At 71.5% G+C, this 17099-nt stretch carries 13 protein-coding genes; 4 read left to right on the top strand and 9 right to left on the bottom strand.

All coding sequences use genetic code 11. The annotated features are described in order from the left end of the window. Positions 1-1488, top strand: a 1488-nt coding sequence (locus AB0G02_RS13935; RefSeq protein ID WP_360793572.1) for a RiPP maturation radical SAM C-methyltransferase, incomplete at its 5' end; no start/stop codon positions are given. Next, positions 1485-2156 (top strand): DUF5825 family protein, encoded by a 672-nt coding sequence (locus tag AB0G02_RS13930; RefSeq protein ID WP_360793570.1) that lies wholly within the window; start codon positions 1485-1487, stop codon positions 2154-2156. The genes AB0G02_RS13935 and AB0G02_RS13930, both read left to right, overlap by 4 nt. 54 nt (positions 2157-2210) lie before the next feature. Here the strand turns inward: AB0G02_RS13930 and AB0G02_RS13925 are convergent, their stop codons facing one another. From AB0G02_RS13925 to AB0G02_RS13910, 4 genes are all read right to left on the bottom strand, one after another. Beyond that, entirely contained in the window at positions 2211-3272 is a 1062-nt protein-coding gene (locus AB0G02_RS13925) for an ATP-binding protein (protein ID WP_360793568.1), read from the bottom strand. After that, the gene (locus tag AB0G02_RS13920) at positions 3269-7669 is read right to left on the bottom strand and encodes an ATP-binding protein (RefSeq protein ID WP_360793566.1); all 4401 of its coding nucleotides are present in this window, start codon (positions 7667-7669) and stop codon (positions 3269-3271) included. The genes AB0G02_RS13925 and AB0G02_RS13920 overlap by 4 nt, the downstream gene beginning before the upstream one ends. 33 nt (positions 7670-7702) lie before the next feature. Continuing rightward, entirely contained in the window at positions 7703-8581 is an 879-nt protein-coding gene (locus AB0G02_RS13915; RefSeq protein ID WP_360793564.1) for a hypothetical protein, read from the bottom strand. A gap of 221 nt (positions 8582-8802) precedes the next feature. Then, the gene (locus tag AB0G02_RS13910; protein ID WP_360793562.1) at positions 8803-10698 is read right to left on the bottom strand and encodes a hypothetical protein; all 1896 of its coding nucleotides are present in this window, start codon (positions 10696-10698) and stop codon (positions 8803-8805) included. Positions 10699-10778: 80 nt separating this feature from the next. Here AB0G02_RS13910 and AB0G02_RS13905 point away from each other — a divergent pair, with 80 nt between their 5' ends. Beyond that, positions 10779-10934, top strand: a complete 156-nt coding sequence (locus AB0G02_RS13905; RefSeq protein WP_360793560.1) for a hypothetical protein — start codon at positions 10779-10781, stop codon at positions 10932-10934. A gap of 189 nt (positions 10935-11123) precedes the next feature. On the opposite strand, the gene AB0G02_RS13900 is transcribed toward AB0G02_RS13905, so the two are convergent. The 5 genes from AB0G02_RS13900 to AB0G02_RS13880 form a co-directional block, all read right to left on the bottom strand. Beyond that, a complete protein-coding gene (locus AB0G02_RS13900; protein ID WP_360793558.1) occupies positions 11124-12269 on the bottom strand; it encodes a glycosyltransferase in 1146 nt (381 codons plus the stop codon). 228 nt (positions 12270-12497) lie between these two features. Beyond that, entirely contained in the window at positions 12498-13682 is a 1185-nt protein-coding gene (locus tag AB0G02_RS13895; protein WP_360793556.1) for a serine hydrolase domain-containing protein, read from the bottom strand. Between the two features lie 253 nt (positions 13683-13935). Further along, positions 13936-15690: a condensation domain-containing protein gene (locus AB0G02_RS13890; protein WP_360793554.1), complete on the bottom strand. Its 1755-nt coding sequence runs from the start codon at positions 15688-15690 to the stop codon at positions 13936-13938. A 5-nt stretch (positions 15691-15695) separates the two neighbouring features. Further along, positions 15696-16631: a thioesterase domain-containing protein gene (locus AB0G02_RS13885; RefSeq protein WP_360793552.1), complete on the bottom strand. Its 936-nt coding sequence runs from the start codon at positions 16629-16631 to the stop codon at positions 15696-15698. Then, on the bottom strand, positions 16628-16852 hold the full coding sequence (locus AB0G02_RS13880; RefSeq protein ID WP_360793551.1) for a hypothetical protein: 225 nt from the start codon (positions 16850-16852) through the stop codon (positions 16628-16630). Before AB0G02_RS13880 ends, AB0G02_RS13885 begins: the two co-directional genes overlap by 4 nt. Here AB0G02_RS13880 and AB0G02_RS13875 point away from each other — a divergent pair. Beyond that, a partial coding sequence (locus tag AB0G02_RS13875; protein ID WP_360793549.1) for a cobaltochelatase subunit CobN occupies positions 16763-17099 on the top strand: 337 nt, incomplete at its 3' end. The two genes, AB0G02_RS13880 and AB0G02_RS13875, sit on opposite strands and share 90 nt — an antisense overlap.

Below are 17099 nucleotides of genomic sequence, written 5' to 3'. Positions count from 1 at the left end.
TTCCAGCAGAACGTGCCCGCGTTGGCGGTGGCCAAGGAGCTCAAGCGGATCCTGCCGCACGTCCGCGTCGCCCTGGGCGGTGCGAACTGCGACGGCGTGCAGGGCGAGGCGATCCACCGCAACTTCCCGTTCGTCGACTACGTGCTGCGCGGCGAGGGCGAGGTCGCCTTCCCCGCCCTGGTCGAGGCGATGCGCGACGGCACCCCACCGACCGAGGTGCCCGGCCTGTGCTGGCGCGGTGACGACGGCGCGGCGCTGGTCAACCCCATGATGACCACGCCGCTGGCGCCCGCGCAGATCGTGGCCCCGGACTACGACGGCTACTTCGAGCGCCTCGACGAGTCGGTGGTGCGGGACTGGGTGGACCCGAAGCTGGTCGTGGAAGGCGCGCGCGGCTGCTGGTGGGGCGAGAAGCACCACTGCACGTTCTGCGGGCTCAACGGGTCGTTCATGCAGTTCCGCAGCAAGAGCGCGGACGTCTTCTGGGACGAGATCGTCGACCTGGTGCGCAAGCACCAGGTGCTGGACATGTTCGTCGTGGACAACATCCTGGACATGAACTACGTGCGCACCCTGCTGCCCACGATCGTGGAGTCCGGGTACGACCTGCGCATGCAGTACGAGATCAAGTCGAACATGAACCGCGGCCAGCTGTCGACGCTCGCCGCGGCCGGGCTGGTCAACGTGCAGCCCGGCGTCGAGAACCTGAACAGCCGGGTCCTCAAGATCATGGACAAGGGCGTGACGGGCTGCCACAACGTGCGGATGCTGCGCGACGCGGCGTCGGAGGGCCTGTCGATCGCGTGGAACTACCTCTACGGCTTCCCCGGCGAGACCGAGGACGACTACCTGCCGGTGATCGAGCAGATGCCGGCCCTGCACCACCTGCCGCCGGTGGAGGGCGTCGCGCGGATCGTCATCGAGCGGTTCAGCCCGTACTTCAACCGCCCTGAACTCGGGTTCACCGACCTGGGGCCTGGCACGCAGTACGCGATGAACTACGACCTGCCGCGGACCGAGCTGATGGACCTGGCCTACCTGTTCACCTCCACCCCGCTCGGCGTGGGCGAGGACGTCGGGGACCGGCTGCGCGACGCCGCCGAGCGGTGGCAGCGGGAGTTCCCCACCAGCAGGCTCAGCCACACCGACCTCGGGGACCGGATCCTGCTCGTCAGCCGCCGCGCGGACTTCGACTGGACGAGCCGGTGGCTGGACGACCCGTGGGAGGTCGCGCTGTTCCGCCTGCTCGACCAGCCGCACGCGCCGGGCGCGCTGTCGCGCAAGCTCGCCGCGGCGGGACTGGACGCCGACCCCGGTCGGATCGCCGACGCCCTCGCGGAGTGGCTGCGGCTCGGCGTGCTGTTCACCGAGAGCGACACCTACGTGCACGTGGCGCCGATCGCCCGCAACCAGGACCTGATGAGGCTGCCCCGGCACGACGCCGAACCGGAGCACGCCCGATCCGACATCGAGGAGGTGTCCGCGTGACCGCCGCCGTCCAGGCCTTCGAGCACCGACCCGCCCCGGTCCCGCTGCTGCTCTGGCGCGACCACGACGACGCCGTCCTGCACCTGCCGGAGCTGGCGATGGGGGAGCAGCCCGCGTCGGGCGACCCGCAGGCCACGGCCGCGGACCTGTACGCCAGGGGCGTCCGCAAGGTCTCCGTCGGGAGCCCGGTCGACCTCTCCGGCGGGATGGACGCCAGGACCCTGGTGTGGCTCATGGTCTTCCTGCGCGAGCTGACCAGCTGGAGCGTCGCCTACGACTGGACCATGATCTCCGGCAGGAACCAGGAGGTGTGGACGCGCCTGAACCACCTCCGCCCGCCGCGCGCCATGCCGGACCACCCCGACGCCGAAGCGGTCCTGGAGCGGTGGCGGAGCACGTACTACCTGTGCAAGTGCATCCACCGGCAGGGTCCGGGCTTCCTGGAGGTCAGGGACCGGCGGGCGGGTGACCTGTCGCGCTTCGTCATCGACGATCCCGACTACCTCGCCGCGGTGGAGACCCTGATGCCGGGCGCGCGGTCGGACTCGGTCCCCCCGGAGATCCTCGCCCACCTGACCGACGAGGGCCTCGTCGGCACCGTGGACGCCTTCGCCTGGTGGCTGCCCTACCGCGTCCGCCGCTGGCCCTGGCCGTCGATGATCGTCTGACCCACGCCCGGGCGTCGGGCGGGCGCGGTGCCCGCCCGGCCCGACGAGGTCCTGTCAGGGTGACGGTATGGCGCGTCGTACGTAGCGCTCGAACTCCGGGGAGAAGAGCCGGAACGAGGTGCCGTCCTTCTGGATCAGGCCGAGTCGTTCCATCAGGTCGAGGTCCGGGGCGGGCACGGCGTCCGTGGCCTTGGCGACGACCTTGTGCAGCAGGAAGCCGGCGCGGTCGCCGGTCGAGGTGTCGAGACCGCGGACCAGCGTCGCGAACTGGGTCTCGAACTGGTTCGTCAGGCCGCGGTACGCGGCGTCGACGTCGATCCCGCCGCGCTGCCGGTACTGCTGCACGACCTCGTGGCACAGCAAGGCGAGCAGGTACGGGTGCCCGCCCGTGAACTTGACGACGTCCGCCCGGTGCGCGCCCAGGTCGATGCCGTGGGGCTTCACCTTGTCGAGCATCTGGTCGATCTCGTCGTCCGTGAAGCACCCCACGTCGCAGCGCAGCGACAGCACCGCGTCCAGGGTCGACCCGCTCACCGCGTCGATCTCGATCACGTGGATGGGTCTGCGGGAGATCGTCACCAGACCGACGGCCGGGCGCTCGCTGGCCAGCGACCGCAGGAACTGGAACTCCGACAACCTGGTCAGCACCGCGCTGGCCCGGTCGAACTCGTCGAGCACGACCACGGTGGACAACCCGGCCCGGCCGAGGTGGCCGAAGTACTCCGAGACCTGGTCGCGCAGCGTGGCGACGTCGTCGGTCGTGCTGACCGACCCGAGCGACTGGTCGAGCAGCGGCAGGTACGGCCGGGCCGGGCCGGGCGACTGGACGACCTCGCTGTGCGCCTTGCGCACGAGCGCGCGGAACAGGTCGGGACCGGACTCGTAGTCGCCCACGCTGGCCGAGATGAACACCAGGTCGGGCCGGTTGCCCCGGTCGAGCTCGACCGCGCGTCCCACCAAGCTGGTCTTGCCCATCCGGTGACTGCCCTGCACGCTGAGGTTGCCGAGGACGTCGCCTTCCCAGGTGGAGCGAACCCGCCACAGCAGCTCCGTGCGCCCGACGAACGCGTCGCCCAGCACGCGCTGCCCCACATTGCGGTACGGGTTCTCGGTCAAGTCCTGATCCCCCTGTCCAGGTCGATCCGCGACAGCACCCAGTCCTGGTACAGCCGGACCACGATCCAGTAGGCCCCCGACTCCTCCCGGAGGACGTCCCGCAGGACCAGGTCTTCGAGCAGGGGCCGCAGCTCGGCGCTGCCCCGGTAGAACTCCGCGATGCGGTCGTAGGTGGCGCGGTCGTCCTTGGCGGCCACCGCGACCGCCTCCAGGACCTTGCGGTAGGTCGTCGAATCGGGCTGGTCCGGATCGGTGTACCCGGCGGTCTCCAGGTTGTCGAAGTCGCTGACCCGGAGCGAGCGCAGGAACCGCCTGCGCACCAGTTCGACGTCGGCCTCGGTGACGAGCGGCGCCTGCTGCTCGTTCATGTACTCGACCAGGCTGTAGCAGAACTTCTGGATGTAGAAGGCGCTGCCGCCGGTCAGCTTGATGATCCGGTCGACGGCCACGCCCCGGTACCGGCTCTGGCCGTTGTCCCGGATGGGCCGGTCGATGAGCAGGGCCGCGCTGCTCGCGTCGAGGTAGGTCACCCGCTCGGAGGCGAAGACGCCGAAGACGTTGGCGTTGTCCGCGATCAGGCGCTCGATGGCGTCCTGACCGACGATCACCAGGTGGAACAGCCTGCGCTCGATGATCGCCTTCAACGACTGCATGAACGACGGCGACAGCTGGCCCGTCCGGATCCACTCGTCGAAGTACTGGAACTCGTCGATGAGCACGATCAACGTCGGTCGGGACTCGGCGGGCCACCGGCTCATGTACTCGCGCACGAGGTCGATGAACAGCAGCACCGGCTGGTACTCCGCGACGAACGCCGCCTTCGTCCACCCGGCCGACAGCGTCTGCTCCGGCATGCGGTCGCCGAACTGGGACGCCACCGCCCGCTCGGCCGCCGCGATGATCGCCCAGAGGATCTCGGCGATCAGCCGCCTGCTGTCCTCGTCGCCCTTGGCCGGGCTGAACAGGCCGATGTTCTCCATGTCGACCACGATGAAGTCGGGCCGGGCCTCCAGCATGGAGCGCAGGTGGATGCGGATCGACGACTTCCCCGCGCGCTTCTGCCCGAAGATGGCCACGCCGCTGCCCGGCGACTGCTCGCCGTCGAACCGCTCCAGGATGCGTCGCAGCACCTCGTCCCGGCCGATGAACATCTCCGAGCTCTCCACCGTCTTGCCCATCGCGCCCTCCCGGAACGGGTTGGGCTTGATCGGGCGGAAGTCGGCGCCCGACAGCACCCGGATCGGCAGCTTCACCGAGGTCGTCTGGGTCTCGTCGGTGTACCGCGCGTTGTACTGGAGGGAGACCTCGAGCGAGAACGCCCCGGCCGCCAGGGCGTCCTGGGTCGCCTTCAACCGCACCACCTGGACGTGGTGCTGGCCGCCGCGGACCGCGCTCGGCAGGGGCAGCATGGACTCCTCGGCCTGGAAGAAGCGCGGATCGTCGGTGACGATCAAGGTCGGGGACTCCAGCGGAGCCGCCTTCTCCTTGTTGCCCACGTTGATCTGCACGGTGATCACGCCGGACTTGTCCACGGTGCTGGTGGCCAGCTCCTGGCCGATCGTCGGCGCCGCGGGATGACGGGCGATGAGCTGCCGCTTCGACTGCTCGACCGTGCGCTCGATCTTGATGCACACCGGCCACACCACCTCGACCGCCAGCTTGGTCGGCGCCTTCACGATCTCCTGCTTGATCAGGCGCATGTGCTCGGCGGTGCGGCGGAGACTGGCTTCCCGGTCCTCGAAGGAGGTCTCGTACAGGTAGTCCCGCAGCGGTCGCAGCCCGTCCGCCAGCCTGCGCAGCAACGCCGGGTCGAGCACGCCCGCGGAGAGGTTCTCCAAGCGCTCCGCGGTGTTGTCCAGCACGTCCTCGTTGACCCGGATGTCGTGGAGGAACTGCAGCTGCGCGATGGCCTCCGGGTACTTCTGCGCCTCCCGTTCGCCCAGCCGCCGCCACGCCCGGGTCACCACCTCCTTCGTCGCGTCGGGCTCGGTGTCCGGCGCCACGCGTTGCGCGAGGTAGCCCAAGGCGGCGGTGCGCAGCTCCGGTGATCCCCAGATCGCGTCGAGCACCTGGTCGCTGGCCATGTCGACCTGGGACACCAGCTGGGTGACCAGGTCGAAGACCTGCTCGCCGTGATCGTCGAACTGCTGGCTGATGATCTTCTCGAGCTGAGGTTCCGCACGGCCCGACCGCGGCATCAGCGCACGTCGCCCGTCCAGCGAACTGAGGAACCGGGTCAGCGCGAGCCGGGCGTCCGGGTGCTCGGTCTCCTCGTCGAGCCGTTCCGACACGCGCATCGCCTCGATGTAGAGGCCGCGCGCGGCCTCCGGCACCTGCTGCTCCAGCACGATGTCCGCGACGCCGGTCAACCCCGAGCACAGCAGCTCCAGGAAGTCGTCGCGCCCGGTCTCCCACGCGAGCACGGCCGCCGAGATGTAGCCGTCCGCGCTGCCCTCCCGGGCTCGCCCGCGTTGCCGCTGCGCTCCCTCGGCCAACCGGTGCGCGTCGTCGCGGTCCAGCTTCTTGCCCTCGCGCTTGCGCTGGTCCCGGATCTTCGAGGCGTTGGTGGAGTAGTGCTCCATGACGAAGTCGACCAGGGAGGTCATCGTCAACTGGTCGAGCTTGCCCAGGATCTCGCTGGCCCAGCGGGGATCGACGCCGCTCGACTCACCGGCCCGGATCTGGTCGATCCGGCTGCGGATGTCGTGCGCCTTGTCGTCGTCGTCCGGGGCGATGACGTCCTCGGCGCGCTGCAGGTCCTCCGCCTTGCCGCGTTGGATGAGGGCGAGGGCGAGGCCGCGACGCGCGGCGGCGGTCGGGTTGACCCGGACCACCGTCTCCCAGTCCGCGACGGAGTCCTTGCCGGCGGTGAACTTCACGTAGGCGACCTGCTGGTGCAGGTGGTTGCGCTTCGCGTCGGCGATGTCGACGCGGTTCAGCTGCCTCCGCAGGATCACCAGCGCCTCGTCGTGGTGGCCTGCGCCGACGTGGAAGTCGATGAGGATGTTGTCGAGCGCGTCGCCCTTCTTGACCAGGTGCTGGAACTCCCGGGTGATCACGTCGAGCGCGGCGACCGGGCCGTCGGTGCGGCGGGTGAGCCAGGCGAGGTCCTTCACCGCGCTCTCGGTCCGCACCTTCTGCGCGATCGCCTCCCGGTAGGCGAGCTTGGCCGCGGCGAGGTTCTTGTCCCGGTGTTCCAGGCGCTTCGCCCACTGGTAGGCGGTCTCACCGCGCCGCGGACCGCTCGGGGACCTCGGTTCCTGGGCGTCCGGAGCGGGCACGCGCTGGTACGGGCCCTCTCCCTGGCGCTTGCCCTTCTGGCTCTCCTGGGCCGGCACGCGGCGGATGGCCATGCGCTTGGCCCCGCTGGGCCGCGCCACCGGGAACGCCGGCGGCACGGTGCCCGCGAGCGCGGTCTCGACCAGGTCCTGCGCCGCCTTGTCCCTGCGCGGGACCGCACGCAGCTCGTGCAGCCGGTTCCGGCCGAGGCGGTAGTAGTCGAGGGTGCGGACCAGCAGGGTCCACAAGGGGTCCTCGGTGTTGGGGTCGACCTCGCGGAAGTACCTGATCAGGGCGTATGCGGCCGCCTCCTGGTCGTTCGCGCGCGCCGACGCGATCGCCAGCAGGCGCAGGCACTCCGAGTCGTCGTCGAGGTCGGCGCCGGTGGACAGGTAGAGCCGCGCCCTCTCGTAGTCCTCGCTCAGGATGCCGAGCACCCCGCACAGGTAGTACATGTCCGCGCTGTGCGGATCGCGCCGCTGGAGGTCCGTGGCCCGCTGGTACAGCCGCGACACCCGGCCGAACCGGGGCGACAGCTCGTGGATGCGCTCGGCGTTCGCCAGTGAGTTGCAGATCGACTCCAGCTCGCCCCGGTGCTGCTCGGCGCCGATCAGGCGGGTGCGCACCGGCAGCACGGACACCTGCGCCAGCAGCTCCAGCGGGTCCTCGTCGCCCTCGTCGTAGGCCTCGACCACGATCGGCTCGACCTCGGGCGACGGCTCGGGCACCACCGCGGCGGGTTCGGGCACCGACACCTGCTCCGGTACGGGCAGGGGTACCGGTGTGGGCACTGGAGCGGGCGCGGGTACCGGCACGACGGCCGGTGCCAGTGCCGGTGGCGGTAACAGTGGCGGTGGCGGTGGGACGCTCGCTGCCGGTGCCACCACCTGCGCCGAAGCCGGGGGCACGGGTGACGGTGCCTGCGGTTCCTGGCCACGCCGACGCACCAGCGCGATCAGGGTGAGCATCAACGCGACGCCCGCCCCGTCCTCCTGGACCACGGTCAGCCGGTCATGGGTCAGGTCGGTCAACACGCCCGTGACCAGGTCGCCGAAGGTCAACCTGATCTCGACCTGGTCACCGATCGAGGCGACCGAGCTGACGAACTGCTGGTCCACGTCTGCTGCTCCCCGCTCTCTGCCCGCGTGGTCTCACTGCCCGGCGGACGCCGAGACCTCTTGCGCGGCCGCACCGGCCGCGTTCCGCACCGTCCAGCGCACCGGGGGCATCGTCCCGACGTCGAACAGCGGGGCCTTCTGCGCCCGCACCGCTTCGAGCAGCACTCCCGTCCCGCGACGAGCGCTCTCGCCGGCGATCTGCACCAGGACCGGCACGATCAGCACCCCCAACCACCACAACGGGTGGTACATGATCGCAAGCGTCCCGGCCAGCGCACCGAGCGGCACCGCCAAGGTGGACCTGAACTCGGCTTCCGCCCGGGCCTGGTCCCAGCTCGTCCACAGGTCCTTCTCGGCGGTGATCAGCCGTGCGGGCACCAGTTCCAGCAGCTCACGCGCGGCCAGGGGGGTGAGCGACTCGGCACCCGAGCGCACCAGGCGCTCGGTCGCGTTCGCGTCCCCGTTGCCCTCGGTCAGCCGGTTCAGCGCGCCCCGGAACTCCTCGGCGTGGGTTCCCGACGTCGACAGCTCACGGCGCAGCCTGGTGGCGACCACGTCGGTCAGCTCGGCCAGCACCCGCTTCGACAATCCCGCGAACACCGCGCGAGACGTCGTCGCGTACGCCTCCCGCGTGCTCCGCGGCCCGAGCCTGCGGCAGACGGCGCGCACCGAGAACTGCCACACCGACTGCCACACCACTCCGGTCAGGAAGGCGACGAACCCCAGCGCCGCCAGCGCCACCGGCCTGCCCGCGGCCCTCGCGAGCTGTTGCGCGTCACGCGCCAGCCCGGTCGCGCCGGGACCGGTCAGCTTGCCGACACCGATGCAGAGCACGATCGAGACCACCAGCACGGCGCCGGCGGCCAGTGGTGTGCGGAACTGCCTCAACCCGGGAAGCAAACTGGCCAGCACGTGCGCTCCTCCCGATTGTCCGCCGCATTTGCAGATCGGGCCGACGACACCCCACGTTACTCAATTCGAGGTCGGCCAAATACCAACTCGAACAGTCCGCAAAACAGCGGAAAGGTTTTATTGAGCGCGACCGCGGCCAGTGCCGCTCCGGCGGCAGCCGTGGCGAGGTCGCGGGGTGGAGCGAGCAGCAGCCCGAGCAGGGACGACGAGGCGGTCGTGGTTCAGCCGACCACGGCGTAGGCGCCCGCCCCGGTCGCGGCGACCCCGGCGACCACGGGCGGGAGGCCGGGGATCCGCTGCGGTGAGTGCGCGGAGGACGGGGACCGGACCCCGAGCTGGTACCAGGCGTTCACGCCCCAGCCCCACAGGCTGCCATCCGCCCGCACCGCGTACACGTTGCCGCCCGCGCCGACGACCTGCTCGACCTCGGTCAGCCCGACAACCCGCCGCGGGTGCGTCACGTACCGGCTGCCGATGTCGCCGACGCCCGCTTCGCCGTGGTCGTGCGAGCCCCACGCGACGACGGTCCGGTCGGGCAGCACGGCGTACCCGGTCGCGTACGACGCCGCCACCGAGAGGACGCCGGTCAGCCCCGGCACCGGAGCCGGGGTCCCGCTCATGCCGGTGGTCGTGCCGTTGCCGAACTGCCCCTCGGAGTTGGTGCCCCAGGTCCACACGGTCCCGTCCGAGCGCAACGCGTACCGCGAGTTGGTCGCCGCGGCGATCCCGACGACGTCGGTCAGGCCCACCACCGGTGTCGGGGTCGGTGAGGAGCCACCGATCGTGCCGTTGCCGAGATCGGCGTAGATGTTCTCGCCCCAGGACCACAACGTCCCGTCCGAGCGCAGCGCGTACGCGGTGCCCTGGGACGTGGCGATGGCGATCACGTCGTCCACGCCCTCGATCCGGATCGGCAGGTCGACCACGTCGTCCGGCCTCGCGAGGGGCCCGACCTGCCCGCTGTAGTTGTGCCCCCAACCCCAGACCGTGCCGTCGGAGCGCAACGCGTAGCCGTTGCTGTCCGACGACGCGAGCGCCGTGACGTCGGACAGGCCCCTGACCCGGACCGGTACCGGCGCGAATCCCCCGAGCCCGTGCCACCCGGCGCCGAGCTGGCCGTAGTAGTTCTCGCCCCACGCCCGGACCGTGCCGTCCGCCTTCAACGCGTAGCGGCCGACGACCGCGGTCACGCCGGACGGACCCGACACCGGCCGGGGCTCGGCTTCGCCGTAGTACGAGCCGACCTGGCCCGAACCGCCACCCGAGCCCAGCATCCCGTTGTTGCTCTGGCCCCACGCTTGCACGCAGCCGGCCGTCGCGCAGGTGCTCGGCACGGGTGCGAAGTAACCGCTCAGGTCGACGACGAGGTGCACGCTGCCCGCGCCGGGCTTGAGCACGAGCGAACCCCGCATGCCGGACATGACCGCCGCCAGGTTCGGCACGGTCGCGCCCGGCGCGATGTTGAGCGCCGACGACTCGGCCACGTAGGAGCCGCTGCCCGGCACCACGCTGACGTGCGTGGCTGCGGTCGCCTCCGTCGCCGTCACGTTGAGCAGGACCGCGGACGCGTTCACCGGGATGACGTCGTCCCGCAGGAAGAGGGACAGCGGGCTGTCCGGCCGGGCAGGCGCCGAGGTGCGGGTGTCCGCGACCCGAACCGGGTCGATCGGGTGGAACGCGATGCCCTCGTTCGGCAGGTAGAAGCCGGCGACGTCAGCGATCAGGTCGAGCGTGCCCAGCCGGTGGTAGAGGTCGACGGTGCGGTCCGCGCCCAGCGCGACGGTCACCAGGTTGGCCCTCGTGTCACCCGGCACCAGGTTGAGGTTGGACGCGGTCGGGCGCGGTGCGCCGTGCGGCCACGCCGTGACGTAGGTGTGGGCGGTGACGTTGGTGGCGGTGAGGTTGAACGTCACGGCGCTCGCCTCGGGCGGGATGACGTCGGTGAGGTCCACCGGTAGCGAGCCGTCGGGGTTGCGGGTGCCGACGCCGGTGCCGGACCGGGTGTCCAGCACGCGGGTGGGCGGCAGCGGCTGGTACAGCGAGCCCGCGCCCGGCGCGTAGTGACCGGCCAGATCCGCCAGCAGGTGCACGGTGCCCGCATTGTTGTACAGGCTCACCTTGCGGCTCGCGCCCAACGGCGAGGTTGAGGCTGGACGCGTTCGGGCGAGGCGCGTCGGTCGGCCACACCGTCACGTGCGTGCTCGCCGTCGGCTCCGTCGCGGTCACGTTCAGCACCACGGCCGTGGCACCCGCGGGCGTGCGGGAGGACAGGTCGAGCACCATGCTCTGCCCCGCGCCCACCGCGGCACCCGTGCGCGTGTCCAGCACCCGCACCGGCGTCACCGGCGTGTAGGCGGACGCGACCGGGGCCGCTGCGGCGACGGCGGAGGGCGCCGCCACGACCGACGAGACGATCAGCGCAGCGGTCAGCAGCATGCTCCGCACCATGGTGGTTCCCCCCCACTGTCACGGCGAATTCGCGCGGAGCCTACCCCTCGGCGGTTCGGGCACGCAGCCATTCCCGGGCGGGCGTGGTGGGTGGTCAGGCGTAGTGGGGAAGGGTGCGGGCGACGTCTTGGGGTGACGGCATCGCGGCCACCTCGGTGGCCATGGCGCGGGCTGCTTCGCGTACGGCCTCGTCGGTGAGCAGTCGACGCGCCTTGGTCGTGATGGCCTCGGAGGTGACGTCACCGGCCAGCAGTTGGTCGCCCAGGCCGGCCTCGGTCACCACCTCGGCGTTGTTGAACTGGTCGGCCGCCTGCGGCAGGACGAGGTGTGGCACGCCCGCGCCGAACGTGCCCAGGGTGGTGCCCGCGCCGCCGTGGTGGACCACCAGGTCCACGTGGGGCAGCAGGTCGGCTTGGGCCACCCACGGCAGCACCACGACGTTGTCCGGCAGTTCGCCCAGCGCCTCCGGATCGACGTTCCGCCCGGCGGAGACGAGCACCCTCGCGTCCAGCACCGCCAGGCCTTCGATGGCGGTGCGCAGCAGTGCCGCCTCACCGAACGCCGTGCCCAACGTCAGGTACACCAGGGGCTCCCGGTGCTCCACCACCCACGGCGGCAGCTCGCCCGGTACGGCGAAGACCTCGGGCCGCAACGGGATCCGGTGCGCCGACGACGCCAGGAACGCCGGGTTCTGCACCGACGGCGGGCAGATGTCGAGGTACGGGTGGCCCAGCGTCATGGAGTCGGTGCGGGGCACCTCGACGCCCAGCTCCGCGCCGAGGGCGGTGAGGTAGTCGCGCGCGGGCTCCGCGAAGTCGGGCTCCTGCCACATCCGGCCGTACGAGTGGCACAGCGCGGGCACGCCCGCGACGTCCGCGGCCAGACCCGCGCCGGGGTTGCCGAACTCGTGCACGACCAGGTCGGGCTTGCGCTCTGCGATGACCGGCGCGAGCTCGGTGGCGAAGCTGCGCGGCAGCACCGAGGCGAACGTGAACGCGACCCGCTCGGCGTCGACGTCGCCCGGCGTCTCCGGCCTGGCGCCCGCCATCGCGGACTCGAACGCCTTGCGCGGCGACATGCCGCCCCTGATGTGCTCGATGCCGTGCGAGGCCAGGATGTCCGCGAAGAGCCTGCCGGTGAAGTAGTCGACGTCGTGGCCGAGCTCCCGCGCGGCGATGGCGAGTGGCAGCAGGGGGAAGGTGTGCCCGTACAAGCCGAGGCTGGAGAAGAGGATGCGCACGGGTTCGAGCCTAGTACCCAAGTCGCACTTGGTGACTAGGTTGGTTTCACGTTGTAGCGGCGGACGTGTGTAGGCGAGTCCTTGGTGCCGTCGTGGTGTGGCCGCTTTGCACACGACTGTCTACACTGGACGGCCGTCTCCGCGCGGAAGTGCGTGGCGGCTGGCGTCAAGGTCATCCAGTGACCGGGTTTCGGGACAGCGCCGGGGGACTGGGGCGGTGCTCCGCGGTCAGTTGTCGATCGCCTGGTAGGTGGCGGTCCAGAGGTCTCGCCACAGCGGCAACCTCTGGTCACCCGAGTGCGCCCGCTGCAGGAAGAAGATCGCCGTCAGGTCCTCGGCGGGATCGTTGTACCAGGCGGTGCCGTAGAAACCGGACCACCCGTAGCTGCCGGCGGACGGGCCGAACCGGCTGGTGTGGGTCAGGACCGACATCCCGAAACCCCAGCCCAGCTCCTTGCCCAACCAGAACCCGGGGGCCGCCTTCTGCTCCGGGGTCAGGTGGTCGCTGGTCATCAGCTCGACCGACTGCGGGGAGAGCACCCGCTGTCCGCGGTGGGAACCGCCGGCGTGCAGGGCCGAGGCGAAGGCGAAGAAGTCCCGGGCGGTCGAGACGAGACCGCCGCCACCCGATTCGAACGCCGGGGGTCGGCTCCACCGCCCGTCGGGGCCGTCGTCGACGACCGGCTCTCCGGTGTCGGAGTTGTCGCGCTGGTACGCCGTCGCGAACCGGGCGATGTCGTCGCCGCCCACGCTGAAGGCGGTGTCCTCCATCCCGAGCGGTTCGCAGATCCGTTCGCGGAAGGCCTCCCCGAAGGACATGCCGGTGGCCCTCGCGACGAGCAGGCCGATCACGTTGGATGCGGTGTCGTACATCCAGTGCTCACCCGGCTGGTGGGCGAGCGGAAGGGCGCCCAGCCCGCGGATCCACGTGTCCGTCGACGTGTAGTCCAGTGCGTTCACCGCGTCGACGATCGGGACCCTTCCCGGCTTGGTCGGGGTCACGCCGATTCCCCAGGTGTACGTCAGCAGATCCCGCAGCGTGATCGGGCGCTTCGCCGGGACGGTGTCGTCCAGCGGCCCGTGGGGACTGGCCAGGACGGTCATGTCGGCCAGCTCCGGGATGAGGTCGTCGATCGGGTCGTCCAGGCGCAGGGTGCCGTCGTCGACGAGTGCCATCGCGCACGCGGCGACGATCGGCTTGGTCATCGAGGCCAGGCGGCAGATCGTGTCGTCCGCCATCGGCACACCGGCACCCGCGCCCTCGAAGGCGAGGGTGCCCGTCGTTTCGACGTGCACCTCGCCGCGGCGGGCGAGGACGGCCACCGCACCGGGCACGAAGCCGGACTCGACGTGGCCCTCCAGCAGCTCCCGCACCCGAGCCAGCCGTTTCGACGAGAAGCCACCGGTGGTCATCCGCGTCCACCTCATCCCATCCGTCCGCACTGCGCTTGTCGCGCCAAGACCGTAACCTCCCGCGCCGTCGGCGGGGAGGAGACTTCGGGCCGCCACTACGGCTTGTCGGCACGTTCGGCCGCACGCCCTTCGGCTGCAAGCCCTTCGGCGTCCGCGATCCGCCGTGACGCCGACGTCGGCGGACCGGGAAGTACATCGTGGACGGAAGTGACACCGCTCAAAACCAGCCGGAACCGACAAGGACTTCCAGCGCTCAACGCCCGGTGCCGGTCGCGAGGGGCGTCGGCCACGCGGCGGGGTCCGTCGCGTCGACCGGGGCGGTGGGGCACAGGACGTAGTGGCGGGGGGCGAGGGCGTTGAGGTGGTCCGGTAGCGCGGCCAGGCAGCGGGCGTGGGCCTGTTCGGGCGTCCGCACGGCGTCGGTCGCGGTCAGGTAGGCGACCAGGTCGCGGCCGTCGACCGAGCCGTAGACGCGGGCCACCGACGGTGCCAGTGCCTCGTCCAGCAGCTGCTGCACCTCGGCCAGGTCGACCCAGCACGAGTCGACCAGCACCCAGTCGGCCGGGCGGGCGATGGGGTCGAGGCCGGTGGCCTCGCGGATGCGCGCGGCGTCGAGGTCACCCGCGGCCGCACCGACCAGCAGGCGCTCGACGGCCAGCAACCACGACTCCATCTCGGTCCTGGGTACCAACCCGGTGTCCGCGCTCCACAGGTCGAGCAGGACCCGGCCGTCCACCTCGTTCAGGCCGATCCGCACCGGCGTCCCGTTGTGGGGCACCGGACGCCACCGCAGCTCCGTCTGCCGCAGCGCGGCGGTGATCTCCTCCGGCCGGTGCTTGACGCCCGCGGTGACCCCGGACCACGACTCGGGCACGAGGCTGTTGAACAACGGGTCGTAGAGGAAGTGCATGCCCCGCTCGTGCTGGATCCGCTCGTCCGACCCGCCGCGCTCGACGCCGTCGTAGCGGGAGTGCCTGCTGGCCTCCAGCACCGCCGCCCACGTGTGCTTGACCAGCGCGTCGAAGCTCCGGTCACCGACCTCGACGGCGACCAGGTTGCCCTGCGCCAGGGAACCGACGAAGTCGACCAGGTGACGTTCGAAGCGGTTGCTCGACAGCGACGGGAACACGAGCTCGCGGTAGCCGGTGCGCCGCGCCAGCACCGCGCACGTCGCGGCGAGCACGACGGAGGACCGGCTGCACCGGGTGCGCGCCGCGACCTGCCGCACGGCCATCGCGGCGGCCGGGGACGACAGCTCCACCCCCAGCGACTCGCCGGACCGCGTGGCCCCCGGCAGCGCGAGCAAGCAGCGGGGTTGCCGCCGCGCCAGCTCCCGGACGTAGTCGTTCGCCGCCCGGGTCCGACGTCGCTCGGCGGGCGTCGCCTCCAGCTCGGCTTGGTCCAGCGGCTGGTGGCGGGGTCCGCCCACGTGTCGGCGGTCCGGGTGCGCGAGCATCTCGGTGAACTCGCGCTTGAGCACCTCGATGGAGCCGAAGTCGACGGCCAGGTGCGAGAACCCCGCGGCGCAGGCGATCACCGTGCCGCCCTCGTCGGTGGCCACCGCCATCCGCAGCGTGGTGGCGGCCGTGTCGCGCCGTTCCCGCAACCACGCGAGCAGCCTCCCGGCCACCGCCGCGCGGTCGCGAGGCCCCCACCGACCCTCGTCCAGCGCGCACACGTGGAGGGTGAACGTGCTGGTCGCCGCGACCACCTGACGTGCGTCGCCGTCCCGGACGTAGGTGGTCCGCAGGGACTCGTGCCTGGCCACCAGCACGGAGGCCGTCTCCGCCACGTCGTCCACGGACTTCCCGTCCGGCACGGGCAGTTCGACCCGCAGGACCGCGGCGGGGTGGTCGGCGTCGAGCTCCAACCACTGCAACGTGTTGAGCTGGCCGAGGGTGACGGGGCCCTCGGCCGCCCGCGATCCGGTGGAGCTGACCTGGATGGCGTCGACGGGCGTGAGCCGCACGCGCCGCCTGCGTCGACCGGTGTCGATCGAGGTGGTCATCCCGGTCAGCCGATCAACCCGCGCAGCGCGCCGGCCACGTCACCGTCCTGCGGCGCGTGCTCGCGCGTCGCCGACGACGGCCAGTCCGCGAACGCCGGCCGGTCGCCCGACGGGCTGAGGAAGACGTCGAGCGGACCGGGGTACGACCGGGGTTCCCAGTCGCGGACGGCGGCCTCGTTCGCCTGCCACACGCGCGCCGAGCGCTCGACGAGCTCCGGCGTCGCGTCCGACGGCACGAGGTCGAGCTCCTTCCACCGGTCCAGGACCTCGACCGGGTCGCCGGGCGGCTGGTCGAACCGGGGCCCGACGTCCAGCAGCTCGGCGTCGACCAGGGCCAGCAGCCGCACCTCGGCGCCGTCCCCGGTGAGCAGCGCGGCCATCTCGTGAGCGACCGCCGCGCCGGTCGAACAGCCGCCGAGCAGGTAGGGGCCGGTCGGCCGCACCGCGCGGATCGCCTCGACGTAGGTGTGCGCCATGTCCCGCACCGAGGCGACCGGGTCGACGTCCGAGTGGAGCCCGGCCGCCTGGAGACCGAAGACGGTGAAGTCCTCGCCCAGCGCCTGGGCGAGCCCGGCGTACGGACCGACCTGCCCGTTGGCCGGGTGGACCAGGAACAACGGGGGAGCGGCCCCGTCGCCGCGCTGGATCAGGACCAGCGGGTCGGACAGCTGCCCGTTGCGGTCGCGCAGCCGGGTCGCGAGGCCCTCCACGGTGGGGTGCTCGGTCATCACGTTGAGGGGCAGCTGGACGCCCAGTTCCTCGAACACGGCGTTGACGACCCGGGCCGCGTCCAGGGAGTTGCCGCCCACCTCGAAGAAGTTCTCCCGGATGCCGACGGTGAACCCGAGGACCTCCTGCCACTGCCGGACCAGCCACAGCTCCACCGGGTCGCGGGGGTACCGGTAGCAGGTGTCGAGCACGTCGTCCACGGTCGGGTTCATCGTGTGGGTGCACCGCCCTCGTGATCGGCGGCGAGCCGCCAGCGCTGGATCTTCCCGGCCGCGGAGCGGGGGAGTCGGTCGACGAACGTGAAGTGCTTCGGGATCTTGTAGCCGGCCAGCCGCCGACCGCAGTGTGCGGCGAGGTCGGCCTTGCGGACGCTCACCTCGGGTCGCAGCACCACCTGCACGCCGACCACCGACCCGAGGGTCTGGTGCGGCACGGCCAGCGCGACGGCGTCGACCACGGCGGGGTGGGCCAGCAACGCGGCCTCGACCTCGTTCGGGTCGACCTTCTCGCCGCCCACGTTGATCGTGCCGTGGTCGCGGGGTTCGAGGTAGAGGTAGCCGTCGCGGTCGAGCCGGCCGCGGTCGCCCACCGTGGCGAACCCGTCTACCCGTTCCTGGTCAACGACCCGGGCGAGGGCACCCAGGCCAAGCGGCGGGCGCACGCCACCCTGGTGGACCACC

This window comes from Actinosynnema sp. NPDC023658, assembly GCF_040639995.1.
GTDB lineage: Bacteria > Actinomycetota > Actinomycetes > Mycobacteriales > Pseudonocardiaceae > Actinosynnema.
The sequence above is the reverse complement of the archived record's forward strand: the minus strand, read 5'-3'. Positions and strand labels throughout refer to the sequence as shown.